We start from the raw sequence: 24,479 nt of genomic DNA, 5'->3' as shown, positions 1-24,479 counted from the left end.
CGGGGGTTCGGGTGCGTGGGCGGGTGCGGCTCCGGTGGGCTTCTCGCGCAGTTCCCGCGCCCCTGAAAAGGAGGGGCTGCGCCCCGTGCTTTTCATCCCGCGGCTCCGCCGCGTTTCAGGCCCGCGGCCCCGCCGCCTTCCGGCCCGCAGGGCCGTGGTCTTCAGGCCCGCAGGGGCCTGGTCTCTTAGGGGCGCGGGGAACTGCGCGAGAAGCCCCACCGGAGCCGCACCCGCCCACGCACCGCACCCCCGAGCCATCAAGCGCCCGACCTACAAGTTGCCCCTCTTCTCCTGCTCCCTCTCGATCGCCTCGAACAGCGCCTTGAAGTTGCCCTTGCCGAACCCCGTCGACCCATGCCGCTCGATGATCTCGAAGAAGACCGTCGGCCGGTCCTGGACCGGCTGGGTGAAGATCTGCAGCAGGTACCCGTCCTCGTCCCGGTCTGCCAGGATCCTGAGTTCACGCAGGGTGTCGACGGGCACCCTGGTCTCCCCGACCCACTCCCCCAGCGTGTCGTAGTACGAGTCGGGCGTGGCGAGGAACTCGACCCCCGCCGCCCGCATCGTCCGTACCGTCCGCACGATGTCGTCCGTGTCGAGCGCGATGTGCTGGACCCCCGCGCCGCCGTAGAACTCCAGGTACTCGTCGATCTGGGACTTCTTCTTGGCGATGGCGGGCTCGTTGATGGGGAACTTGACCTTGAGCGTGCCGTCCGCCACGACCTTCGACATCAGCGCGCTGTACTCGGTGGCGATGTCGTCCCCGACGAACTCCTTCATGTTGGTGAAGCCCATGACCCGGTTGTAGAACTCCACCCACTCGTCCATGCGCCCGAGCTCGACGTTGCCCACGCAGTGGTCGATGGCGTGGAACGTGCTCTGGGCGGGCGGCTCGACGAGGGGCTCGGAGGCGACGTACCCGGGGAGGTACGGCCCGTCGTAGCCGGTGCGCTCGACGAGGGTGTGCCGGGTCGTGCCGTACGTGGCGATCGCGGCCAGCACGACCGTGCCGTGCTCGTCCTTCACCTCGTACGGCTCGGCTACGGAACGGGCGCCGTGTTCGACGGCGTAGGCGTACGCGCGGCGGGCGTCCGGGACCTCGATGGCGAGGTCGACCACGCCGTCGCCGTGCTCGGCGACGTGCTCGGCGAGGAAGTGGCCCCAGGTGGTGGCGGGTTTGACGACCGAGGTGAGGACGAACCGGGCCGAGCCGTTCTCCAGGACGTAGCTCGCCGTCTCGCGACTGCCGGTCTCCGGGCCGGCGTAGGCGACGAGGCGCATGCCGAAGGCCGTGGAGTAGTAGTGGGCGGCCTGCTTGGCGTTGCCCACCGCGAAGACGACCGCGTCCATTCCCTTGACCGGGAAGGGATCAGCCTGCCGTGCGGTGCGCGGGACGTCGTGGGTGCCGTGGGTGTGCGCGGAGGTGGCTGCCATGACCGCAGCGTCCTCCGCGCCCACAAGGTGTGCAACAGTTGGCGGATCCGTTGGACAATCTGTTCAGCGGCAGGCGCGTCGGGCGGCGCGTTCCGCACAGCATGCCCACCCCGGGAGGTCTGGTGGCGATCGATCATCTGGACGGGCGGTTGATCGTCCTGCTCGCGCGCGAGCCCCGGATCGGGGTGCTGGAGATGTCGCGGCGGCTGGGGGTCGCGCGGGGCACGGTGCAGGCCCGGCTCGACCGGCTCCAGTCGAACGGCGTCATCCGCGGCTTCGGCCCCGAGGTGGACCCGGCGGCGCTCGGCTACCCGGTCACGGCGTTCGCGACCCTGCAGATCCGACAGGGGCAGGGCGCGGACGTACGGGCGCACCTGGCGACCGTGCCGGAGGTGCTGGAACTGCACACGACGACGGGCAGCGGGGACATGCTGTGCCGGCTGGTGGCCCGTTCGAACGCCGATCTCCAGCGGGTGATCGACCGGGTCGTCGGTATCGACGGCATCGTCCGGGCCGCCACGGCGATCGTGATGGAGAACCCCGTTCCGCTGCGGATCATCCCGTTGGTGGAGCAGGAGGCGCTCCGCGAACGCACCGACGGACGGACCTCGGGGGACGACGACCTGAGGGCCTGACCAGCCTGACCGGCCTCACTGGCATGACCGGCATGACTGGCCTGAAGGCTTGAAGGGCCGCCGTCAGCAGCTGGGTACGGACCCCTTGCCCGTCTCCAGCGCGACGAGGGAGCCCACCGCGCCCTTCAGGGTCGTCACCGGGATGAGCCGCAGCCCCTTGGGCAGTTCGGCTTTCGCGTCGGCGCACTCGGCCTTGGGGACCAGGAACACGGTGGCGCCGTCACGCCGGGCGGCCTGGGTCTTGAGGGCGACCCCGCCGACCGCGCCCACCTTGCCGGCGGTGTCGATGGTCCCCGTACCGGCGATGACCCGGCCGCCCGTGAGGTCGCCGCCGCTGCCGTCGCCGTCGAGCTTGTCGATGATGCCGAGGGAGAAGAGCAGGCCCGCGCTGGGGCCGCCGACATCGGCGAGCCGCAGGGTGACCTCGATGTCACCGGAGTCCTCGCCGAGGTAGGCGAGCGCGGCCTCGGTGGCGGTGTCCTGGGACTCCTTCATCTCGGCCGCGTTGTGCTCCTGGATCTCCTCGGTGGTGTCACCACTGGGGTAGACCGCTTCGCGGGGCATGACGGCCTGGTCGCTGCGGAACCAGCCGTCGAGCACGTCGCCGAGGCCGACCCGGGCGTCCGGTCCCGTCGCCTCGATCGTCGTCATCCGCAGCTGGCCGCTGGTCTTCCGGGCCTGGGCGCCGCTGATCGTGATCACCGGCTCACCCTTGTTCTCACCGAGCACGTTCGCCGTCATCCCCGGCTGCGCCACGGAGAACGGCAACGGCGCGACCGCCACCGTGACGAGCAGCCCCACCACCGGCAGGGAGCTCACGGCTACGGCGACAGGACGCGAAAGACTGGAGAGACGAGAGAGCACGGAGTCAATCTAACGCGAGGGGTACTTCCGGCCAGGGGGCGGTGGTCCCCCTCGGGCCCGCGACGGGCGGCCAACGTGGTTCCGGGCGAGTGGCCGAGCCCAGCCATCAGTTGACGTCCACGTCCTCGAAGAGTTCGAGGAGCTGCGTCAGCACCCGTACGCAGGAGTCGACGTCGGCCGCCGTCAGATCGCCTCCGGCCTGTTTCAGCAGCACGCTCTCCCGGGCGACCAGCGCGTCGATGGCCGTACGGCCGGTGTCGGTCAGCCGGATCAGCGAGGAGCGCTGGTGGGCGGGGTTGGGGATGGCCTCGACGAGGTCCCGCCCGGCCGCCTCGTTGACCATTCGCTGCACGAACTGCCTGCTCAGCGCCAGTGTGCGCCCCATCTGCGGCACGGTCATCGGCCGCTCGGCCATGCGCAACAGCTCCAGGACCGCGCGTACGCCGACAGGGAACCCCTCCTTCCGTTCCTTCAGCTCCAGCGCGCGGGTCGTCCTCCGGTAGAGGGGCCCCAGGACGGCGAACACCTCGGACAGCCGCCCGGCGAGCGCGTCGGGCGGCAGCGGCTCATTGGTCTCTGTCACGGGCTCATTGTCTTCCACGCCCCCACCGCTCCCCAGAATGACAACTGAGTTGTCATCTTCTCGCCAACATGACACCTTGGTTGTCATGACTGATGCCTCGCAGGCCCGCCCGCACACGTTCCCCTCCGACGACGGCCCCCTCGCCTACCTGGACACCGGCTCCGGCACCCCGCTCGTACTGCTGCACGGCGGCTTCACGGACCACACCATGTGGCGGGACCTGGTACCCGTGCTGACGGCGGCCGGTCACCGGGTCATCGCCCCGGACGCGCGAGGGCACGGCGCCTCCGCCAACGCGAGCAAGCCGTTCCGCTTCGCCGACGACCTCGCCGCGCTGCTGCGCCACCTGGACACGGGCCCGGCGATCCTGGTCGGCATGTCGATGGGCGGCGGCACGGCGGTCGACACGGCACTGGAACATCCCGACCTGGTACGCGCCCTCGTCGTCAGCGGCGTCGGCACCAGCGAGCCCGAGTACACCGATCCCTGGACCAAGGACAGCGTCGCCCGGTACTACGGCACGCTGATGTCAGGCGACCTGGAGGGCTGGCTCGAAGTGGTCGCCGAGGCGGTCGCCGGTCCGCACCGCGAGGTCGACGACGTGGACCCCGGCATCGTCCGGCGAGTACGGGAGATGAGCCGCGCCACCGCCCTCAAGCACACCGTCGGCGAGCGGGACTGGCACGTGCCGGTCACGGACACCTGGGCCCGCGCCGCCACGATCACGGTCCCCACCCTCGCGGTCAACGGCGCCCTGGACGCCCCCGACCTCATCGCCATGGCCGAACGCCTGGTCACCACGGTCGCCGCGAAGGGCCACACCGTCGCCGTCGAGGGCGCCGGACACTACGTGAACATGGAACAGCCGGACACCTTCACCGCACACGTGCTGGACTGGCTGAACCGACTGCCCTAGGGACTGCCGGAGGGCGTGCACGTCACCGAAAGGGCGTCACGTCACCGGAAAGGCGTCACGTCACCGAAGCGCGTCGGCCACTTCCCTGGCCGCGTCCATCACCCGCGGGCCGACCCGCTCCGGCACCGCGTCGGCCAGCATCACCACGCCCACGCTGCCCTCGACACCCGTCACCCCGAGCAGCGGGGCGGCGGCCCCGCTCGCCCCGGCCTCCAGCTCGCCGTGCGTGAGCGCGTACCCCGGCCAGTCCCCCGGCTGCTGCCGCCCCGACAGGATGGCCCGCCCCGCGGCCCCCCGGTCCAGCGAGTGCCGGAAGCCGGCCCGGTACGCCACGTGGTAGTCCGTCCACGTCGGCTCGACGACGGCGACGGCCAGTGCCTCGGTGCCGTCGACGAGCGTGAGGTGGGCGGTCGCCCCTATGTCCTCGGCCAGCGACCGCAGCGCGGGCAGCGCGGCCTCCCGCACCAACGGGTGCACCTGCCGCCCGAGCCTCAGCACCCCCAGCCCCACCCGGGCACGTCCGCCCAGGTCGCGGCGGACGAGGGAGTGCTGCTCCAGGGTGGCGAGCAGGCGGTAGACGACGGTCCGGTTGACCCCGAGCTTGTTGGACAGTTCGGTGACGGTCAGCCCGTGGTCGGTGTCGGCGAGCAGCTTGAGGACGCGCAGTCCCCGATCAAGCGTCTGAGAGGTCTCCGCGGTCACGACGCCCACTCCTTCTTGGGTGAGGGCGGCGACCCCTGTCACGGCTGATGCGTCACCGGTCCCGTTCGGCGACGCGCTACAGAGGCCGCCGATCGGCTGAACCCGGATGATCCGGGCGGAGTCGCTTCACGGCTGCGCTCCGCGGCGGCGCTGCCACGGGGCGTGTGCGTAGCGGGACAGTAGACGAGCCGGTTCGCTGAGCGGAAGACTCCGTCCAGAATCCGGTCAGTGACCGGTACGGACTACTTCGCTTTGTCGCGAAATGTACGGGCGCACGACGTACGCCTCACACCCCACAAGACAGGCGCACGCCACCCTGGAGCGCCCGTTGAGCACGCAAGCCGGGGCGCCCACTCGGCACGCGCCCCGGTACGCACCCCTCACTTCATCCGGGTCGCCCACTCCTGCACCTTGGCGATCCGCTGGCGCAGCTGCCCCGCCGTGGCCTCGGCGCTCGGCGGTCCGCCGCACACCCGCCGTACCTCGGTGTGGATGACCCCGTGCGGCTTGCCGCTCTGGTGGGAGTACGCGCCGACCATGCCGTTGAGCTGTTTCCGCAGCTCGAGGAGTTCCTTGTGGGTGACCACGGGCCGCCGGTCGGCCGGCAGCTCCACCAGGTCGGCCTCGGCGTCCGGCTTCTTGCGGCTGTGCGCGATCTGCCGCGCCTGCCGCTTCTGGAGCAGCAGCTGCACCTGGTCGGGTTCGAGGAGCCCCGGGATCCCGAGGTAGTCCTGCTCCTCCTCGCTCCCCGGGTGGGCCTGCATACCGAACTCGGCCCCGTTGTACATGACCCGATCGAACACGGCGTCGGATTCCAGCGCCTCGAAGGGCAGCATGTCCTGCTCGCCGGTGTCCTCGTCCTGCTGCTTCTCCGCCTCCGCGAGGAGCTTGTCCTCCTCGGCGTACGGGTCCTCCTCGCCCGCCTTCTTCGGCTTGTCGAGGGCGTGGTCCCGCTCGACCTCCATCTCGTTGGCGAAGGTGAGCAGGTCGGGCACGGTCGGCAGGAACACGGACGCGGTCTCGCCGCGCCGCCGGGACCGTACGAACCGGCCCACGGCCTGGGCGAAGAACAGCGGGGTGGAGATGGTGGTGGCGTAGACCCCGACGGCCAGCCGGGGCACGTCGACGCCCTCGGACACCATGCGCACGGCGACCATCCACCGGTCGGTGCTGTGGCTGAACTCGTCGATACGGTCCGAGGCACCGGAATCGTCGGACAGGACGACCGTCGCGCTCGTCCCCGTGATCTCCCGGATCAGCTTCGCGTAGGCGCGGGCGGAGTCCTGGTCGGTGGCGATGACGAGGGCGCCGGCGTCCGGGATGGCCTTCCTGACCTCGGTGAGCCGCTGGTCGGCGGCGCGCAGCACGCTCGGCATCCACTCGCCGCGGGGATCGAGCGCCGTACGCCAGGCCTGGCTGACCGCGTCCTTGGTCATGGGTTCGCCGAGGCGCGCGGCGATCTCGTCGCCCGCCTTGGTGCGCCAGCGCATGTTGCCGCTGTAGGAGAGGAAGATGACGGGCCGCACGACGTTGTCGGCGAGGGCGTTGCCGTAGCCGTAGGTGTAGTCGGCGGAGGAGCGCCGGATGCCGTCCGCCCCCTCCTCGTACGTGACGAAGGGGATGGGGTTGGTGTCGGACCGGAAGGGCGTACCGGTGAGCGCGAGCCGGCGGGTGGCCGGCTCGAACGCCTCCAGGCAGGCCTCGCCCCAGGACTTGCTGTCACCGGCGTGGTGGATCTCGTCGAGGATCACCAGGGTCTTGCGCTGCTCGCTGCGGTTGCGGTGCAGCATGGGCCGTACGCCCACACCCGCGTAGGTGACCGCGACCCCGTCGTACTCCTTGCTGAGCGGCCCCGCGCTGTACTCGGGGTCGAGCTTGATCCCTATCCGCGCCGCTGCCTCGGCCCACTGCTTCTTCAGGTGCTCGGTGGGGGCCACGACCGTCACCTGCTGGACGACGTGGTGGTGCAGCAGCCAGGACGCGAGCGTCAGCGCGAAGGTCGTCTTACCGGCGCCCGGGGTCGCGACCGCGAGGAAGTCCCGCGGCTGCTCCTGGATGTACTTCTCCATCGCCCCCTGCTGCCAGGCACGCAGCTTGCTGGCGGTACCCCAGGGGGCACGGCCGGGGAAGGCGGGCGAGAGGTGGTGGTTCGAGGAGGAGGTGGCGGTGGTAGTCACGGTCTCCGGTGGGGGTCGAGCGGCTCGGCGGGCAGCCCGGGTGGCTCGCGCAGCGACGCGGACACCTCGGCTACGTATGACAACCGGGCCACCCTACCGGCGGGGCGGGCGCGCCAACGCGCTCATTCCGCCGGGCCGCCCAAGGATGGGACCGAGGTCACATCGCTACTCGGCCAGGTCTCGCAGCGCCTCGGAAATGACCTTGACCTCGTCGAGAGCGCCGGTCGAAACGGCGATGACCAGGCGCTCCGCCGCGTCGATGTCCGGCCGCAACTGCACCTCGTTCATCGCGAGGAACACGACGCAGGACACCCAGGCCGTGCGCTTGTTCCCGTCGAGGAAGGGGTGGTTGATCGCCAGCGACTGCAACAGCGCGGCCGCCTTGTCGAACACGTCGCTGTAGGCCTCCTGTCCGAACATCGCAGCCGATGGGCGGTGCACGGCGGACTCCAGCAGGCCGGCGTCGCGTACGACGACGGTCTGGTCGTCCACCGCGTGTTCGGCGATGGCCAGGACGTCCTCCGCCGAGAGGTAGACACAGCTCACTTCAGCCGCTCCAGCAGCTCGGCCCACTTGACGGTCTGCTCCTTGGCGGCCTTGCGGACCAGTGCCTCGTGAGCCGTCCTGGCCAGGTAGTCGTCCACGGCCCGCAGCAGTATGGCGTGCATGCTCGTGCCCTCCTCCTCGGCGCGCAGCTTCAGAGCTTCCGTCTGGTCGTCGCGGAGACGCAGGTTCATAGCCATACCAAAACGGTACCACCGGGTGGGGTCACATCGGTACCAGATTCAGCTAGCGCGCCCGCAACCGCGTCGTCACCCAAGCCCCCAGCAGCGCCACCCCCGCCATCGGCAGGAACACCACGACGAAGGCGGCCGGGTGGGACGCGGCGGCGGTCGTGGAGGCCCCGTGCCCGACCGCGCCACCGCCCAGCGCGGCGAACGCGGCGCCGCCCGCCGCGAGGAGGAGCGCGTTGGACAGACCGTCGGAGATCTGGAGGGACGCGGAGTTGGTGCCGGCCTCCTCCGGGGCGGAGAGCTGGAGCAACAGCACGCTGGTCGAGGCGATCACGAGCCCCATCCCGAAGCACCCGAACGCCCAGGCGACGGCCACGGTCCACACCGGGACGGAGTCGACCAGCACACCCGGCAGCGTGGTGATCGCCGCCGCCACCAGCACCATCCCCACCGTCATCAGCCGCTCCCGGTACGGCTCCACCCTCGCCCGCGCCTGCACCCACGACCCCAGCGCCCAGGTCGCCCCGCCGGCCGCCAGCGAGAATCCGGCGAGCGTCGGCGACAGCCCCCGCTGGGTCACCAGCATCAACGGCACGAACGACTCGGCCGCCACGAACGAGCCCGCCGCCACCCCGCGCAGCAGCACCACCGCCGGCAGCCCCCGCACCGCCCGGTACGTCCCCCTCGGCAGCAGCCCCGACACGGCCGGCACGAGGAGCGCGACCCCCACGACCGCCGGCACCAGCGACCACCACCGCAGATCCTGAGCCGCGTACTGCAACAGCCCGGCCCCGAGCGAGATCCCGAAGGCGAGCCGGATACGACGGCGGTCGAAGGAGGGGGCGGAGGCGGAAGCGGAAGCCGACGCAGAAGCCGGGGCGGAAGGAAGAGCGACCGGCCCGGAAGCCGAAGCATCCGGCCCGGAAGCCGAAGCGACCGGCCCGGCAGCGCGCCGTCGTATCTGCGGCAGTGCGAGCCCCAGCGGCAGGACCACCAGCGCGGGGATCCCCAGGAACACCCACCGCCAGCCCAGTTGTTCCGTCACCGCGCCAGACGCGAGGGGGCCGACCACGGAGGGGATGACCCAACTGGCCGCGAACGCCGCCATGATCGAGGGCCGGAGCCGCTCCGGGTACGCGCGCCCGACCACGACGTACAGCGCGACGATCACCAGCCCGCCGCCGAGGCCCTGCACGGCCCGTCCGAGGATGAAGAGCCACATCGCGCCGGCCGTCCCCGACAGTACGAGCCCGGCCGCGAAGGCACCGATCCCCGTCGTCAGCGCTCCCAACGGCCCCCGCCGGTCGGCCCACTGACCCGCCAGCACCATCCCGAACAGGCTGGTCGTGAAGTACGCCGAGAACGCGAAGCCGTACACCGGGATCCCGTCCAGCTCACGCGCCGCGACCGGCATCGCCGTACCGACCGCCATGGCCTCGAACGCGATCAGCAGCACGACCGAGACGATCCCGATACTGAGCCCCCGATAGGAGCGGCTCAGCACGCTCTCCCCACCGTCGGCGACAGGCGTCGGGGCAGGGCTCTGCGCGACACCAGCGCCACGCGGTTCGGAAGCGGCCATGCGAGCCAGCGTAAGGGGCACAGCGGACTTTCGCCCCTGTCCGAAGTCCCTCACCCCCAGGACTTTGGTCGTACGTCCACCACGCCCAGCCCGAAGACCCCCGCCGGGAGACCCCACCCGACGACCCACCCGTGCGCCCGCCCCGGACCCTTCATGAACGGCGTATGGCAGTCCCGTTGCAGCACCCCCACCACCCTTGAGCCCCCGCCCACCCCCCGCCTACGGTCGACACATCGAGTTCGGAGCGACAGGGCCCCACCGGCCCCGCCCCCAACCCGGCCGTGTGCCCGAGTGGCTTAGGGACTCGCCTGCAAAGCGAGTTACGCGGGTTCGATTCCCGCCACGGCCTCCCTACGGCGACGGGCCGACCGCTTCTCCAGCGGTCGGCCCGTCGCCATGTGGCACGGCGGCCTCGCGGCCCGGCCCGGCAGGGTCAGAACTCCGCGCACGCCTCGTTGCGCAGCCGGTCCACCCAGCACCCCGTTGCCGATTTCTCGTGCTTCTCGCGATGGAGGAGCCAGAGGGTGAAGGCGAGGGTGGAGAGGTCGGCGTCGAGGGGGCAGAGGGTCGACTCGGGTTCGCTCCAGTTGAGGACCGCGCCGGTGGTGCCGTCCACCACGACGCTGTTGCCCTCGACGAAGTGACCGAGGCGGATCAAGTGGGCCGCTCTGGAAGGGAGTCGGCCGGGGGTGAGGGCGTCGGCGCGCTCATGCGCGTAGTACTCGGCGAGGGTCGGCAGCGGGATGTCCGTGTCGAGGTGGAAGAAGCCGTGGTCCTCGGGCAGACCCATGTCCCGCAGGAAGCGGCGGGTCGGCTCGTGGGTGAGCGTGGCCGGGAAGTCGAAGTCCTCGAAGCGCCACACCCTGCTCTGGCCGAACTCCTCGTCCAGCAGCCGGGCCGGCAGGTCCAGCGCCAGTCCGGAGCGGGTGACCGGGCCTCCGGTCAGCACCGCCAGGTCGTTCGAAAGGGTCGGATCGCGCAGGTCGTTCAGGTCCGTCAGGCCCATTGTCCCCATCGTCATTGTGCTCATGGCTCCCCCCGGCACGTGCTTCTCGGCGTGCGTCCCCCAGCGGCGGGGACCACGGCACCGCCGAACAGTCGCCGAGCGGTCGTCGTCCCCACTTCCAAGAACCTTACGCCGCCCCACTGACAACACCTGCCGTACGCGCGAACACGCACCTCAAGGGCGGTGCCGGAGGCGGCTCGCGGCCGCCTCCCCCGGCCCTACGCCCCCGTCACCACCGCCGCCTGCGGGCGGATCGGCAGCCGGTTCACGGGGCGTCCCGTGGCCGCCCGTACCGCCGCCGCGATGGCCGCCGGCGAGGTCACCACCGGCACCGCGCTGGCCGCCTTCGCGCCGAAGGGGGCGACGACGTCGCGTTCCTCCACCAGCTTGACGAGCTGGATGTCGGGGACGTCGAGGGCGGTGGGCAGGGCGTAGCCGGTCAGGTCGGGGTGGCGGACCAGGCCCCGGGGGGTGCGCAGGTTCTCGGTCAGCGCGATGCCCACGCCCTGGGTGACGCCCGCCTCGATGCGCGCGGCGAGCTGGTCCGGGTTGAGGATGCGGCCGACGTCCTGGGCGACGGCCAGCTCCACGACCCGTACGGAACCGAGTTCGATGTCGACGTCGACGACCGCGCGGATCGCGCAGAACGCGAGGCCCACGAACGCGTCGCCCTGTCCGGCCTCGTCCAGCGGTTCGGTGGGGTGTGGGCGGCACTGGGCGGTGGCCCAGAGCTCCTTGCCGTCCATCGCCTCCGCGACCGTGGTGGACAACACACCGTCGTACGACGTGATCTTGCCGTCGGTGATCTGCAGCAGCTCCGTGGACATGCCGAATTTGTGGGCGAGCGGTTGCAGCAGTTGCGTGCGGACCATCTTCGCCGCCCGCTCCACCGCGCCGCCCGAGACCCAGGTGTGGCGGCCCCGGCAGCTCGGGCCGGCCGGCGGCTGGTCGGTGTCGACCTGAGCGATGTGCACCTCGTCGATGCCGAGGGTCTCCTGGACGATCTGCCGGGCGAGGGTGGAGAAGCCCTGGCCGGTGTCGACGGCCGCGCACAGCACGGTCGCGATGCCGTCGTGGACCTTCACGGTGGCCGTGGACACCTCGTCCGCACCCTCGGCGCCGAGCATGTGGACCATGCCGAGGCCGTACCCGACGCCGCGCCGGACGGCTCCCGGCTCGCCCGCGCCCTCCGGGCCTCCCGGGAGCAACCACTCCTCCTCGGGGGTGTCCTTGGGCAGGGCCGGCAGCGGGAACTCCTGGACGGCCTGGAGGAGTTCGGCGACCGGCGCCGGGCAGGTCACCGACTGGCCCGTCGGCAGCATGTCGCCCGTGGACATCACGTTGCGCATGCGCAGGTCCGCCGGGTCGATGCCCAGCTTCTTCGCCAGCTTGTCCATCTGCGCCTCGTACGCGGCGCAGACCTGCATCGCGCCCTCGCCGCGCACATGGCCGGAGGGCGGGTTGTTGGTGCGGACCGCCCAGCCCTCGATGAAGGCGTTGGGGACGACGTACGGGCCGCAGGCGAAGGAGACGGCGGCGGCCAGCGCCTCCGAGGAGGTGTCCGCGTACGCGCCGGCGTCGAGCAGGATCTGTGCCTCGACCTTGACGAGCTTGCCCTCGGCGTCCGCGTGGTGGCGGTAACGCAGCAGGGTGGGGTGGCGGTGCGCGTGGCCGAGGAAGGACTCCTCGCGGGTGGCCGTCAGCTTGACCGGGCAGCCGGTCTTCAGGGCGAGCAGTCCGAGCGGCAGCTGGAAGCCCTGGTCCTCACGGTCGGCGGTGGCGCCGGGGACCCCGGTGACGACGATCTTGACGCGGTCGGGCGGCAGGCCGTAGCAGGCGGCGGCCGCGTCGCGGTCGGTGTGCGGATCGGTGGAGGCCACGTACAGCTCGACGCCGCCGTCGGGGCGGGGCACGGCGAGGCCGGCCTCGGCACCGATGGGGGCCGGGTCCGCGCGGCCGATGCGGTACTGCCCCTCGACGACGATCTCGCCGGCCGCGTTCGGGTCGCCGTGGCGCAGCGGGATGTGGCGGATGAGGTTGCCGTCGGGGTGCAGGGGCTCGGCCTCGAAGGCCTGCTCCGGGTCGATCACCGGGTCGAGGACCTCGTACTCGACGATGACGGCGGCGGCGGCCATCCGTGCGGTGTCGGGGTGGTCGGCGGCGACGGCCGCGATGGGCTCGCCGTGGTGGCGTACGACCTCGGAGGCGAACAGGGGCCGGTCGGCCTTGCCGCGGCCGTGCAGGGCGACGCCCGGCACGTCCTCGTGGGTGACGACGGCCCGTACGCCGGGCATCTCGCGGGCGTGGGTCGTGTCGATGGACACGATGCGCGCGTGCGGGTGCGGCGAGCGGAGCACGGCGGCCCACAGCAGGCCCTCGGCCCACAGGTCGGCCGCGTACGGGAAGGTGCCCTCCGACTTGGCCCGGGAGTCGGCGGACGGCAGGGACGCGCCCAGGCCGTGCGGCAACTGCTCGGGTGCGGGCGCGGTCTCGCCGGGGCCCGCGGGCGTCGCGATGACGGTTTCGTTGCTCACGCCTGGCCTCCGTCCTGGCCGAACGACCGGCCCTGACCGCCGTACGAGTCGTCCTGACCGCCGAAGGACTGCCCTTGGCCGCCATAGGTGTCGCCCTGCCCGGCGAAGGACTGACCCTGACCGCCGTAGGTGTCGCCGGGACCGCCGAACGACTGGTCCTGGCCGAAGGACTGGTCCTGACCGCCGAACGACTGGCCCTGACCGCCGTAGGTGTCACCGCTGCCGCCGAACGACTGGCCCTGACCGCCGTACGAGTCGTCCGGGCCGGTGAACGACAGCCCCTGGCCGCCGTAGGACCGGTCGGCGTCGTGCGGGGCCGACGGGGGTGTCCGCTGGGCGTCGTACGCCGCCGGGTTGACGCCGCCCGCGCCGGGGCCGGCCTGGTGCGGGATGCGGGCCTCGTCGGTGTCGGCGGCGGCCTCGTTCTCGGCGGCCGTGTGCGCCTCGCGCTCGGCGACGACGTCACGGACGGCCGCGAGGACGCCCCGGTAGCCGGAGCAGCGGCAGAGGTTGCCGCAGAGGGCCTGGCGGGTCTCCAGGTCGGTGGGGGCGGGGTTGCCCTCCAGGAGGTCGTGCACGGTCATCGCCATGCCGGGCACGCAGAAACCGCACTGCACGGCACCGCACTTGGCGAGGGCCCGCTGCACGTCCGAGGGCCGGCCGTCGGCGGCGAGGCCCTCGACGGTGCGCACCTCGCTGCCGGCGGAGGTGACCGCGGGCACCAGGCAGGAGGCCACGAGACGGCCGTCGACCTGCACGTTGCAGGCGCCGCACTCGCCCTGCGAGCAGCCGTCCTTGGCGCCGGCCAGGCCGAGCCGCTCGCGCAGCACGTAGAGCAGCGACTCGCCGATCCAGGCGTCGCTGACGGGCCGCTCGGTGCCGTTGACGCGCAGGACGTAGGAGGCGAGGGGGTGGTCGTCGTGCGGGGGCGGGGTCGGGGCGGATTCCTCGGCCCCGGAAGGCTCGACGGACTGGACGGAGTCGGCGGGCCCGGTGGCCCCCGGCGCGTCGGCGCCCGTCTCCGGCTTCTCGGTCCGCTCGGGGCCCGAGGTCTCCGCGTCGTCGGCCCCGCCGGTCGGCCCAGCGGGCTCCTGGGCGCCTTTCGGGGCCTCCTCGGCGCTCTCCGGCCCCTGACCGGCGTACGCGGCCCCAGAGCCCTCGGAGCTCCCGGCAGCCGCGGAGGGCTCACCGGACGCGTCCGGCGCCGCACCCGGCGCGCTCCCGTCCGCCGCCGGACCCTCGGCCGGACGTTCCCCGCCAGGGTGCTCATCGGCCGGGGGCTCCTCGGTCCGTGCGGGGGGCGGCGGCGCGGTCCACGCCGTGCCGATCTCCTCCGTCGCCCAGGGCGCGGCGGCTCCGCCGGGGAGCGTGGCGGGCGGGGTGCCGCCCCACTGCTCGACCAGGGCCGAGGTGCTGAACTCACCGGATTCGTCCGGAAGATCACCACCGGCGACCGGAATCGACCACTCACCGGTCACATCGTGACCGGGAGCGGCGCCTTCCGGGGCGGCCGGCTCATCGAACGTCCACTGCCCGGTCGAGCCGGGGTCGTACGTGAACCCGTGCTGTGTCGGCGGCGAGGGCCGCCCGGCGTTCGGGTCGTGCCACTCGGCGCCCCCGGCCGGCATCGTCCAGGTGCCTGGGACGGACGGGTCGGTACCGGCGGTGTGGGCCGTGTCACCGACCTGCCCCGGGTGCACCGGGACCGGGTTGGCCGCGTGGATGGAGTTCGTCGCTATCTGCGGCGGCACGTAGCCGTGGCCTGGCGCGGCCAGCGGGCTGTCGGCGGCGAGCAGCGCGTCGATGCCCCCCTCGGGGAGCTGGACGAAGGTGGTGGCGCCGTCGTCGTAGTCGCCCTGCGGCAGCCGCTCCCAGCCGCCCTGGCCCCCCTGCTGCGGGGTGCCCTCCCCGTGCTGGTCGTCGGTCACGACAGCGCCCTCCCCAGTGCTCGTCGGGCCAGCGCGGCGACGGTGCGCCGCAGGTGCAGTACGGCGGGCGGAAGCGGTGCCACGGAGCCGTCCACCTCGGGGGCCGGGTCCGGGATGCAGGCGGCGGCCACGTACTCGCCGAAGGCCTGGAGCGCCTCGGGCACCAGGGCGCGCTCGCCGTCCCAGTCGATCAGTTGGCCGACCCACGCCTCGGCGTCCAGCGGGCGCAGCGGCATCGGCGCTATGGCTCCGACGGCGCACCGCACCCCGCGCCGGGCGGGGTCGAGGACGAGGGCGACGGAGGCGACCGCGCGGCCGGGGCCGGTGCGCCCCGTGGCCTTCAGGAAGACCTGGGGGGCGTGCAGCAGCGGCACGCGCACGAAGCCGATGAGTTCACCGGGTCGCAACATTTCCATGCCTGCCAGCAGGTGCGAAACGGGCATCTCGCGGCGGGCCCCGCCCGGGCCCGCGATGATCAGCGTGGCCTCCAGGGCGGCGAGCACGGGCAGCGCGTCCCCGGTGGGGGCGGCCGTCGCGATGTTGCCGCCGAGGGTCCCGGCGTTGCGGATCTGCGGTGGTCCGGCGGCGCGCGCGGCGGCGGCGAGCGCCGGAATGAGCGCCGCGAAGTCCGGGCGCCCCATCCGGGCGTGCGTCAGTCCCGCCCCCAGGAGGGCATGCCCGTCCTGGTACTGCCAGCCGCGGATCTCGCTGATCCGGCCGAGGCCGACCAGTGCCGCAGGCCTGAGCTGCCCGGAGTTGACCGCGGCCATGAGGTCTGTGCCGCCCGCCACCGGAACCGCCCAGGGCATGGCGGCGAGGGCCGCCACGGCCTCGTCCAGCGAGCCGGGCAGGGTCACGGCCTGCGCCGCCTGCGGTGCGTGCGTGGTCAAACCGGCTACCCCTTCCCACTGCCCCACCTGGTCCGCCTGTGTTGCCGTACGGTACGTGCTGACAGGGTGGACGTGGCAACTCTGGCACATTCTCGCGAGGCCCGAACGCGGGGGTCCGCTAGGAGGCATTCGCCCGCCTCACTCGAGAGATGGTCCGATTTGATACGGCATCGCCCATAGGCGCACATCGGTACCTTCCGTTGACTCAAGCACCTCTTGTCCCACTCGTTCCCCGAGCGGCCACCGTCGCAGGGCACGCGCTTTCGGTCCTACGTCTTCGCACCCGCCTCACACGTTCGGGGGCGCCCCCTCGATCGGACGTCCGAGCACCCCGGGTCGCCGCTGCCACGGGCGCGGGCCCGAAGGCGGCCGATAACCGACCCCCAGGGCGTCAAGTCGCGCGTAGTGGGCCGTCATCCGCCGCTCGAAGTCGCCGAAGTCACGCTCGGCGGGGGCCGGCAGCCGGCTCCAGACCACCTCGGCGAAGGCCGCCAGGCGCGGGAACGTCTGGTAGTCCACGCGGGCGCGGTCCTCCATCACCTCGGTCCACACGTTGGCCTGGGCGCCCAGCACGTGCCGGGCCTCGTCGGCCGTCAACTCCGGTGGTACCGGCTCGAACCGGAAGACGTCCTCCAGAGTGCGGACCCAGCCGATGGGCACCGGCTCGTCGGGGCCGCCGTCCTGACGGTGGTCCAGATACACCTGCTGCTCGGGGCACATGACCACGTCGTGGCCCATGCGGGCCGCCGTGACCCCGCCCGCGTACCCCCGCCAGGACGACACGGCAGCCCCCTGCGCAAGGCTGAATCTTGTCGCCTCACCTCCGGGCGCACTGATCCCCTGTCGACTCCCCCAGCCTCCGGCCGGGGGCGCCCCCACCTCGTCGAGCGGTCGCTCCGCTCCCTCCTCCTCGTCGCTTTCGACAGGGGCGCGCCCTTCGGCTCGGCTCCCGCCCTCCAGGATCTCGTCCCATCCGATCAGGCGACGCCCACGCGCGGTCAACCAGTTGTCGAAGTGCCGGACGAACCAGGACTGCAGCGCGTCCTCGTCCGCGAGCCCCAGCTCCCGCATCCGGGCCCGCGCGGCGGCGGATTCCCGCCACTGGTCCTTGGGGCACTCGTCGCCGCCGATGTGCACGAACGCCGAAAACCCCGAGGACACGACGGCGTCGGCCGGAAACAACTCCAGGAGTTCCTCGAACACCCCCTCGTAGAAGCGCAGGGTGTGATCGGTGGGGGCGAGGACGTTCTTGTTGACGCCCCAGGTGTCCCACACGCCTAGGGAGGCCGTGTCGACGACATCGGTGTTGCCGAGTTCCGGGTACGCGGCGATGGCGGCCTGGCTGTGCCCCGGGACGTCGATCTCGGGGACCACGGTGATGTGCCGCTCCGCCGCGTACGCGACGATCTCCCGGAGGTCGTCCTGGGTGTAGTAGCCCCCGTGCGGTTTCTCCTCCCACAGCGGTGACGCCCGGTGGCCGAATTTCGTACGCGCCCGCCAGGCGCCGACCTCGGTCAGCCGGGGGTACCTCTTGATCTCCACCCGCCAGCCCTGGTCGTCCGTCAGGTGCAGATGGAGGACGTTGAGTTTGTGCGCGGCCATCAGGTCCAGGTAGCGCAGGACCCCGTCCTTGGGCAGAAAGTGCCGGGCCACGTCGAGCATGAGGCCGCGCCAGCGAAAGCGGGGGGCGTCCTCGACGGTGACGTACGGCACGGTCCAGACGCGGTCGCGGTCGACCGGCGCCCTGCGGTACGCCTCGGGGCCGAGGAGCTGACGCAGCGTCTGGACACCCCAGAAGACACCGGCCGCGCCACCGCCCTCGACGAGGACCCCGGAGGCGTCGCTGACGAGGCGGTACTCCTCGGGGCCGAGTCGGGGGTCGAGCCGGAGCCCGATGCCGTCCCCGTCCGTGTCGTCGAGGTCCCGCGCCTCACGCAGCGGCAGGCCGGTGGCTTCCCGCAGGGCGGTGCGCAGCCAGTGGCCGACACCTTCGGTCCCCTCGTCGGCGTAGAGGCGGGAGCGCGCCGTCAGCCGTACGCCGCCGGAAGCGGCGTCGACGGCGCGGGGCGCCGGAATCAGGTCCGCGTGCATCGCGTCAGTCCTTCACCGCGCCGCCCAGTCCGGAGACCAGGCGCCGCTGTACGAGTACGAAGAAGATCAGCACCGGCACGGTCATCACCGTGGAGACGGCCATCACACCGCCCCAGTCCGGCTCCTCCGGCTTGTAGAAGACCAGCAGCGCCATCGGCAGGGTCGACTGGGAGGTGTCGCTGATGATGAACGACTTGGCGAACAGGAAGTCGTTCCAGGTCGAGATGAAGGAGAAGACGCTGGTGGCGACCAGGCCCGGGAAGACGAGCGGGAAAAGGATCTGCCAGAGGAACCGGGAACGGCTCGCCCCGTCGAGATAGGCGGCCTCCTCCAGGGCCTCCGGTACGGCCTTCACGAAACCCCTCAGCATCCAGATCGCGAACGGCAGCGAGAAGGCGATGTGCGGCAGGATCAGCGCGCCCAGGGTGTTGAGTTGACCGAAGTCCCGCATCTGGAAGAAGAGGGGAATGGTCAGCGCCTCCACCGGAACCATCTGGGCCACCAGGAACATGATCAGCAACGTGGTCCGGAATCGGAAGCGGAATCGGGTGACCGCCGTCGCGGCGAGAAACGCGATGAGCGCGGAGGCGACGACCACCGCGCAGGCGACGATCAGGCTGTTGGCGAAGTACCGGCCGAATTCCTGCTGCCCGAAGACACGCCGGAAGGAATCCAGGGTCGGCGCGAGGGTCCACGGCCGGGGCTCGGACGACTCGATCTCACCCGCCGGCTTGAAGGCGCTCAACACCATCCAGTACAGCGGGAACGCCACCACGACCGCGATGACCAGGGCGGACGCCTCCGCGGCGAGCCGCCAGGGCCGCCGCACGAAACCCGGTGAATTCACAGCTCCTCCCCTTGCCTGCGCAGCAGTCGCAAATACACCAGGGTGATCGCCAGCAGAATCACCAGCATCACCACGCCGATCGCCGAACCGAGGCTGTACCGGGAGGACGCGAAGGCCTTCTGGTAGGCGTACACGTTCAGCACGAGGTTCTGGCCCGCGATTCCGCCGCCGCCCGTCATCACATAGATCTGGGTGAAGACCTTGAAGTCCCAGATGATCGACTGAATGGTGACGACGACCAGGATCGGGCGGAGCATCGGCGCGAGGACCGACCGCCAGATCCGCCACTGCGAGGCGCCGTCCAGGGCCGCGGCCTCCAGCACTTCCGACGGTACGGAGCGGATGCCCGCGTAGACGGTCACCATCACGAACGGGAAGGAGCACCAGACCACTTCGAGCAGGACGAGGAGGAAGGCGCTGTACCGCCCGTACGTCCAGGAGTGGTCGCCGAGGCCCAGGACGCGGTTGACCGGCCCGAAGTCCGGGTCGAACAGCAGCAGCCACACCGTGGACCCCGTGATGGCCGGGGTCGCCCACGCACCGAGCGCCGCCAGCATCAGCGCGAGCCGCGGCACGGCCCGTACTCGTGTCAGCAGCACGGCGAGCGCGCACCCGACGGCGAGCGTGGACACCACGCACGCCGCCGCGAACACGACGGTGGCCAGCAGCACCTGCCAGAACTGCCCGTCCCCGAACAACTCGGCGTAGTTCCCGAGCCCTCGGAAGGACGTCGGCTCACCACCACTGACCTGCGCCTGCGTGTACTCGAAGAACGAGATCAGCCCGAGCTGGTAAACGGGATAAACAAGCAGCCCACCGAGAACGACAAGCGCCGGGCCGAGATAGAGCCAGGGGGTGACTGCGGCGCCCCCACAGGGGCGCGAGGCGGTGACATGTGCGGCTCCGCCGCGTAGGCGCGACAAGCCACGACGAACCCGAGGCCCCCCACGCACAGCACCCCCCACCCCCTCAGGCGCCCCCCGCTCAACCGGCGGAGCCGAACGCATCGTTCATCTGCTTCGCCGCGTCCTCCGACGCCTCCGCCACGTCCTTCTTGCCGCTGACGACCTCCTGGAACATCGTCGGCAGCACCAGCGACGCGTCGATCTGCGCCCAAGCCGGGGAGGCGGGCACGAACTTCGTGCCGGAGGCCAGCGTCTTCACGAACGGCTCGATGAAGGGCTCCTCCTTCGCCGCCTCCGCCCGCACGTCCGTGTAGGTGGGCAGGAAGCCCATCGCGTCGAAGAGTTCGCCCTGGGTCTCCTTGGACGCCAGTCGCTTCATCAGGTCGACGGCGAGCGTGCGGTGCGTGGTGCTCTTCAGGACGCCGACGTTGTTGCCGCCCGCGAACGCCGGGGCCACCGAGCCGGACTTCACCCCCGGCAGCGGTACGACCGCGTACTTGCCCTTGACCTTGCCGGCCTCCACGGCCGCGTGGCTGAAGTCACCGGCGATCGCCATGCCCGCCTTGCCGGCGGCGAACGCGGTGACCGTGTCGTTGCCGCCCATGCTCGCGCACTTGGCGGCGGGGCAGTTGTCGTCACCGAAGAGCGAGGTGTACGCCTCGATGCCCTTCCGGGCGGCCACGCTGTCGATGGTCGAGGCGTACGAGCCGCCCTTGCCCTCGGCTATCTCCCCGCCGTTGGCCCAGACGAAGGGCATGGCCCCGTAGGTGTAGGCGCCGCCGACGACGAGGCCGTACAGGTCCGGCTTGGCGGCGCGGATCTGCTTGGCGGTGGTGGCCAGCTCGTCCAGGGTCTTCGGGGGTTCGAGGCCGAGCTCGTCGAAGACGTCGGTGCGGTAGTAGAGGGCGCGCACGCCCACGAAGAAGGGCGCCCCGTAGACCTTCCCTTCGACCGTCACGGAGGTCTTGGCGGTCGGATCGGAGTCCTTGGCCTCGGACCAGCCGTTGAACTCCGTGGTGACGTCGGCGAGTCCGCCGTCCTTCACATAGCCGGCGGTGTCCGTGTTGCCGTACTCGATGACGTCGGGGGCGCTCTTGGGGTCGTTGAAGGCGGCCTTGATGCGCTGGGCGCGGGTCTCGACGGGGATGTACTCGACCTTGACCTTCGCGCCGTCGTGCGCCTTCTCGAAGGCGGCGACGACCTTGTCGACGACCTTCTGCTTCGGCTCGTTGCTCACCTCCTGGAAGAGCCACACCCGCAGGGTGCCGGTCTTCTCGTCCTCCCCGGTGGAGGAGTTGTCGGAGGTCTGGGGGGCACAGGCGGTCAGCCCGGCGAGGGCCAGTGCCGCTACGGGCGCGGCGAGTCGGGCGGCGAGCTTCATCGAGCGAATCCTCCGGAGGGGGAGCGGAGCGTTGCATTCTCTGCAACGGGCGTTCTGCTCTACACAACACACCGGAGGCTATGGAGTACATGAACATGACCACAAGAGGTCTCAACCACCTTGTGATCCAGAAAAGCGCGCCACAAAGCTCGGGAGCACGGATTCGTCGGCGGGTGCGGGTGAGTGGGAACTGCGCGAGCAACCACACACCACCCGCACCCGCCGAGGAACCGATGACCCCCGAGCAGATCGCGCCCGGCTACTTCTTGCCGTCGCCCTGGTCGTCGCCGCCCGCGCCGAGGGACTCGAAGATCTCCTTGCACATGGGGCACACGGGGTACTTCTTCGGGTCGCGGCCCGGGACCCACACCTTGCCGCACAACGCCACGACGGGCGTGCCGTCGAGGGCGCTCGCCATGATCTTGTCCTTCTGGACATAGTGGGCGAAGCGCTCGTGGTCACCATCGCCGTGCGACGTCTGCGGCGTCGGCTCGACGAGGGTCCCCGTACCAGTACCGCGCTCGGGCTCAAGAGTGCTCATGAGCTCCAGGGTACTGAAGCGCACGCGCGTCAGTTGAGCGAAGGGTCGTCCGGATACGTGGCCACCATCGCGAGCTCGTTGCGCTGGCGGCGCAGGACCTCGCGCCAGAGCCGTTCCGGGCAGGGCGAGGAGACGTCGCCGGGTTCCGACTCGACGACGTACCAGGCGCCCTCCGCCAGTTCGTCCTCCAACTGGCCGGGACCCCAGCCCGCGTACCCGGCGAAGATGCGCAGCGAGCCGAGCGCGGAGGCCAGCAGCTCCGGCGGGGCCTCCAGATCGACCAGGCCGATCGCCCCGTGCACGCGCCGCCAGCCGAGTGGCGCCCGGTCCACGGAGCCCCCGCCGGGGATCACCGCGACCCCCAGCGCCGAGTCCAGCTGCACCGGGCCGCCCTGGAAGACCACCCCGGGTTCGCCGGCGAGGTCCGCCCAGCCCTCCAGGATGTCGCCGACGTCCACCGGGGTGGGCCGGTTGAGGACCACGCCGAGCGAGCCCTTCTCGTCGTGGTCGAGGAGCAGCACGACAGCGCGGTCGAAGTTCGGGTCCGCCAGGGCGGGCGTGGCCACGAGCAGCCGCCCTGTGAGCGAGGACACCTCGGTCATGCCAGACATGATCCCGCATCCTGCCCGGGTACGGGGAGCCAATCCCGCCAGCGGTGTGCGCGCAGCTCAGGGCGCACCGGCGCGCACCCCGCGCACGGGCGTCACGGTGACCCCCCGTGGCCGGTGGTGAACGGTTCGTGTTGTGGCCAATCCATGACGTGGTTGAGAGGCACTTGGGCTTACGGAAGGGGGGTGGGCGGCGATTACGCTAGCTCTCCGGCTCGCGCCGCGCCGGCCCCCGTACAACGGGTCCGTCGGCCGTCCGCACACGCCGCACACACCTCTGCCCAACTCCACGGAACGCGAGATCCATGACCGTCAACGGCTCTGACGACGTACTGCTTGTACACGGCGGCACCCCGCTCAGTGGCGAGATCCGTGTCCGCGGTGCGAAGAACCTCGTACCCAAGGCCATGGTCGCCGCGCTGCTCGGCAGCGGTCCGAGCCGGCTGCGCAACGTGCCCGACATCCGCGACGTACGGGTCGTGCGCGGGCTGCTGCAGCTGCATGGCGTAACGGTCCGCCCGGGCGACGAGCCGGGCGAGCTGGTGATGGACCCGACGAACGTGGAGAGCGCGAACGTCGCCGACATCGACGCCCACGCGGGCTCGTCCCGCATCCCGATCCTCTTCTGCGGCCCCCTGCTGCACCGCCTCGGCCACGCCTTCATCCCCGGTCTCGGCGGCTGCGACATCGGCGGCCGGCCGATCGACTTCCACTTCGAGGTGCTGCGGCAGTTCGGCGCGAAGATCGAGAAGCGGGAGGACGGCCAGTACCTGGAGGCGCCGCGACGGCTGCGCGGTACGAAGATCCAGCTGCCGTACCCGTCGGTGGGCGCGACCGAGCAGGTGCTGCTCACGGCCGTCCTCGCGGAGGGCGTGACGGAACTCGCGAACGCGGCCATCGAGCCGGAGATCGAGGACCTCATCTGCGTCCTGCAGAAGATGGGCGCCATCATCGCGATGGACACCGACCGCACGATCCGCATCACCGGTGTGGACTCGCTCGGCGGCTACAACCACAAGGCGCTCCCGGACCGCCTGGAGGCCGCCTCCTGGGCGTCCGCCGCGCTGGCGACCGAGGGCGACATCTACGTCCGGGGCGCCCAGCAGCGCTCGATGATGACGTTCCTGAACACCTACCGGAAGGTGGGCGGTGCCTTCGAGATCGACGACGAGGGCATCCGCTTCTGGCACCCGGGCGGCCAGCTGAAGTCGATCGCGCTGGAGACGGACGTCCACCCGGGCTTCCAGACCGACTGGCAGCAGCCGCTGGTGGTTGCCCTGACGCAGGCCACGGGTCTGTCGATCATCCACGAGACGGTCTACGAGTCCCGCCTCGGCTTCACCTCCGCGCTGAACCAGATGGGCGCGCACATCCAGCTCTACCGCGAGTGCCTCGGCGGCTCCGACTGCCGCTTCGGCCAGCGCAACTTCCTGCACTCGGCGGTCGTCTCCGGCCCCACCCGGCTGCAGGGTGCCGACCTGGTCATCCCCGACCTGCGCGGCGGCTTCTCGTACCTCATCGCCGCCCTCGCGGCCCAGGGCACCTCCCGGGTCCACGGCATCGAGCTGATCAACCGCGGCTACGAGAACTTCATGGAGAAGCTCATGGAGCTCGGCGCGAAGGTGGAACTGCCGGGCAAGGCGCTGGGCTAGAACCGCGCCCCTGGAGATATCCCTACGACGATGGGGGCGGCACCCGGAAGACCAGGTGCCGCCCCCATCAGGCGTCCTACGTGCGCCCCATCGTCCCGTGAGAGACAGATGGCAAGGTTACTTGCCCTTGGCCGCTTCCTTGAGCTTGCTGCCCGCGGAGACCTTCACGCTGTAGCCGGCGGGGATCTGGATCGGGTCGCCGGTCTGCGGGTTGCGAGCGGTGCGAGCGGCACGGTGGGTGCGCTCGAAGGTCAGGAAGCCGGGGATGGTGACCTTCTCGTCGCCCTTGGAGACGATGTCGCCGACAGTCTCAGCGAACGCGGCCAGCACGGCGTCGGCGTCCTTGCGGGTCACCTCGGCGCGGTCGGCCAGCGCGGCCACCAGCTCACTGCGGTTCATGTTGTTACTCCCGTGTTCTTCTTGCCGTTGAGGCGGACCCGGGTCCGTCGTCAGACCCTCGCGCCCAGAA

22 protein-coding genes and 1 tRNA gene are annotated in these 24,479 nt (G+C 71.3%); 4 read left to right on the top strand and 19 right to left on the bottom strand.

Going from position 1 to position 24,479, the window contains the following annotated elements; translation table 11 throughout:
- Positions 1-270: 270 nt before the first annotated feature.
- On the bottom strand, positions 271-1,434 hold the full coding sequence (gene hppD, locus P8T65_RS28760; RefSeq protein ID WP_316728090.1) for a 4-hydroxyphenylpyruvate dioxygenase: 1,164 nt from the start codon (positions 1,432-1,434) through the stop codon (positions 271-273).
- A 122-nt stretch (positions 1,435-1,556) separates the two neighbouring features.
- On the opposite strand from hppD, the gene P8T65_RS28755 reads away from it, so the two are divergent.
- Entirely contained in the window at positions 1,557-2,069 is a 513-nt protein-coding gene (locus P8T65_RS28755) for an Lrp/AsnC family transcriptional regulator (RefSeq protein WP_184898463.1), read from the top strand.
- Positions 2,070-2,132: 63 nt separating this feature from the next.
- On the opposite strand, the gene P8T65_RS28750 is transcribed toward P8T65_RS28755, so the two are convergent.
- Both P8T65_RS28750 and P8T65_RS28745 read right to left on the bottom strand, forming a co-directional pair.
- Entirely contained in the window at positions 2,133-2,933 is an 801-nt protein-coding gene (locus tag P8T65_RS28750) for a S16 family serine protease (protein WP_316728089.1), read from the bottom strand.
- A gap of 106 nt (positions 2,934-3,039) precedes the next feature.
- Positions 3,040-3,516, bottom strand: a complete 477-nt coding sequence (locus P8T65_RS28745; protein ID WP_316728088.1) for a MarR family transcriptional regulator — start codon at positions 3,514-3,516, stop codon at positions 3,040-3,042.
- A gap of 85 nt (positions 3,517-3,601) precedes the next feature.
- Between P8T65_RS28745 and P8T65_RS28740 the strand changes: the two genes are divergently transcribed.
- On the top strand, positions 3,602-4,432 hold the full coding sequence (locus P8T65_RS28740) for an alpha/beta hydrolase (RefSeq protein WP_316728087.1): 831 nt from the start codon (positions 3,602-3,604) through the stop codon (positions 4,430-4,432).
- Positions 4,433-4,492: 60 nt separating this feature from the next.
- Here the strand turns inward: P8T65_RS28740 and P8T65_RS28735 are convergent, their stop codons facing one another.
- From P8T65_RS28735 to P8T65_RS28715, 5 genes are all read right to left on the bottom strand, one after another.
- Entirely contained in the window at positions 4,493-5,134 is a 642-nt protein-coding gene (locus P8T65_RS28735) for an IclR family transcriptional regulator (RefSeq protein WP_033525002.1), read from the bottom strand.
- 380 nt (positions 5,135-5,514) lie between these two features.
- A complete protein-coding gene (locus P8T65_RS28730; RefSeq protein ID WP_316728086.1) occupies positions 5,515-7,311 on the bottom strand; it encodes a DEAD/DEAH box helicase in 1,797 nt (598 codons plus the stop codon).
- Positions 7,312-7,476: 165 nt separating this feature from the next.
- A complete protein-coding gene (locus P8T65_RS28725) occupies positions 7,477-7,857 on the bottom strand; it encodes a type II toxin-antitoxin system death-on-curing family toxin (protein WP_316728085.1) in 381 nt (126 codons plus the stop codon).
- Positions 7,854-8,054, bottom strand: a complete 201-nt coding sequence (locus tag P8T65_RS28720) for a ribbon-helix-helix protein, CopG family (protein WP_037710693.1) — start codon at positions 8,052-8,054, stop codon at positions 7,854-7,856. The genes P8T65_RS28725 and P8T65_RS28720 overlap by 4 nt, the downstream gene beginning before the upstream one ends.
- Before the next feature lie 46 nt (positions 8,055-8,100).
- Positions 8,101-9,627, bottom strand: coding sequence for an MFS transporter (locus tag P8T65_RS28715; protein ID WP_316728083.1), 1,527 nt, complete (start codon positions 9,625-9,627; stop codon positions 8,101-8,103).
- 277 nt (positions 9,628-9,904) lie between these two features.
- Between P8T65_RS28715 and P8T65_RS28710 the strand changes: the two genes are divergently transcribed.
- Positions 9,905-9,976 (top strand) — tRNA-Cys (locus P8T65_RS28710).
- 84 nt (positions 9,977-10,060) lie between these two features.
- On the opposite strand, the gene P8T65_RS28705 is transcribed toward P8T65_RS28710, so the two are convergent.
- The 10 genes from P8T65_RS28705 to P8T65_RS28660 form a co-directional block, all read right to left on the bottom strand.
- Positions 10,061-10,657, bottom strand: a complete 597-nt coding sequence (locus tag P8T65_RS28705) for an SUKH-4 family immunity protein (RefSeq protein WP_316728082.1) — start codon at positions 10,655-10,657, stop codon at positions 10,061-10,063.
- Between the two features lie 194 nt (positions 10,658-10,851).
- Positions 10,852-13,167, bottom strand: coding sequence for a molybdopterin cofactor-binding domain-containing protein (locus P8T65_RS28700; RefSeq protein ID WP_316728081.1), 2,316 nt, complete (start codon positions 13,165-13,167; stop codon positions 10,852-10,854).
- Complete coding sequence (locus P8T65_RS28695; protein WP_316728080.1) at positions 13,164-15,095, bottom strand: 2Fe-2S iron-sulfur cluster-binding protein; 1,932 nt, start codon at positions 15,093-15,095, stop codon at positions 13,164-13,166. Before P8T65_RS28695 ends, P8T65_RS28700 begins: the two co-directional genes overlap by 4 nt.
- Complete coding sequence (locus P8T65_RS28690) at positions 15,092-15,985, bottom strand: FAD binding domain-containing protein (protein WP_316728079.1); 894 nt, start codon at positions 15,983-15,985, stop codon at positions 15,092-15,094. The genes P8T65_RS28695 and P8T65_RS28690 overlap by 4 nt, the downstream gene beginning before the upstream one ends.
- A gap of 288 nt (positions 15,986-16,273) precedes the next feature.
- The gene (locus P8T65_RS28685; RefSeq protein ID WP_316728078.1) at positions 16,274-18,076 is read right to left on the bottom strand and encodes a beta-N-acetylhexosaminidase; all 1,803 of its coding nucleotides are present in this window, start codon (positions 18,074-18,076) and stop codon (positions 16,274-16,276) included.
- A gap of 4 nt (positions 18,077-18,080) precedes the next feature.
- Positions 18,081-18,923, bottom strand: a complete 843-nt coding sequence (locus P8T65_RS28680; protein WP_316728077.1) for a carbohydrate ABC transporter permease — start codon at positions 18,921-18,923, stop codon at positions 18,081-18,083.
- The gene (locus tag P8T65_RS28675; RefSeq protein ID WP_316728076.1) at positions 18,920-19,930 is read right to left on the bottom strand and encodes a sugar ABC transporter permease; all 1,011 of its coding nucleotides are present in this window, start codon (positions 19,928-19,930) and stop codon (positions 18,920-18,922) included. Before P8T65_RS28675 ends, P8T65_RS28680 begins: the two co-directional genes overlap by 4 nt.
- Positions 19,908-21,209: an extracellular solute-binding protein gene (locus P8T65_RS28670; protein WP_316728075.1), complete on the bottom strand. Its 1,302-nt coding sequence runs from the start codon at positions 21,207-21,209 to the stop codon at positions 19,908-19,910. The genes P8T65_RS28675 and P8T65_RS28670 overlap by 23 nt, the downstream gene beginning before the upstream one ends.
- A gap of 259 nt (positions 21,210-21,468) precedes the next feature.
- Positions 21,469-21,750, bottom strand: a complete 282-nt coding sequence (locus P8T65_RS28665; RefSeq protein WP_005486786.1) for a DUF3039 domain-containing protein — start codon at positions 21,748-21,750, stop codon at positions 21,469-21,471.
- A gap of 29 nt (positions 21,751-21,779) precedes the next feature.
- A complete protein-coding gene (locus P8T65_RS28660; protein WP_184893447.1) occupies positions 21,780-22,352 on the bottom strand; it encodes a YqgE/AlgH family protein in 573 nt (190 codons plus the stop codon).
- Between the two features lie 311 nt (positions 22,353-22,663).
- On the opposite strand from P8T65_RS28660, the gene murA reads away from it, so the two are divergent.
- On the top strand, positions 22,664-24,010 hold the full coding sequence (gene murA / locus P8T65_RS28655; protein WP_316728074.1) for a UDP-N-acetylglucosamine 1-carboxyvinyltransferase: 1,347 nt from the start codon (positions 22,664-22,666) through the stop codon (positions 24,008-24,010).
- Positions 24,011-24,127: 117 nt separating this feature from the next.
- Here the strand turns inward: murA and P8T65_RS28650 are convergent, their stop codons facing one another.
- A complete protein-coding gene (locus P8T65_RS28650) occupies positions 24,128-24,409 on the bottom strand; it encodes an HU family DNA-binding protein (protein WP_152169247.1) in 282 nt (93 codons plus the stop codon).
- Positions 24,410-24,479 lie beyond the last annotated feature (70 nt).

This window comes from Streptomyces sp. 11x1, assembly GCF_032598905.1.
Taxonomy (GTDB): Bacteria; Actinomycetota; Actinomycetes; order Streptomycetales; family Streptomycetaceae; genus Streptomyces.
The sequence above is the reverse complement of the archived record's forward strand: the minus strand, read 5'-3'. Positions and strand labels throughout refer to the sequence as shown.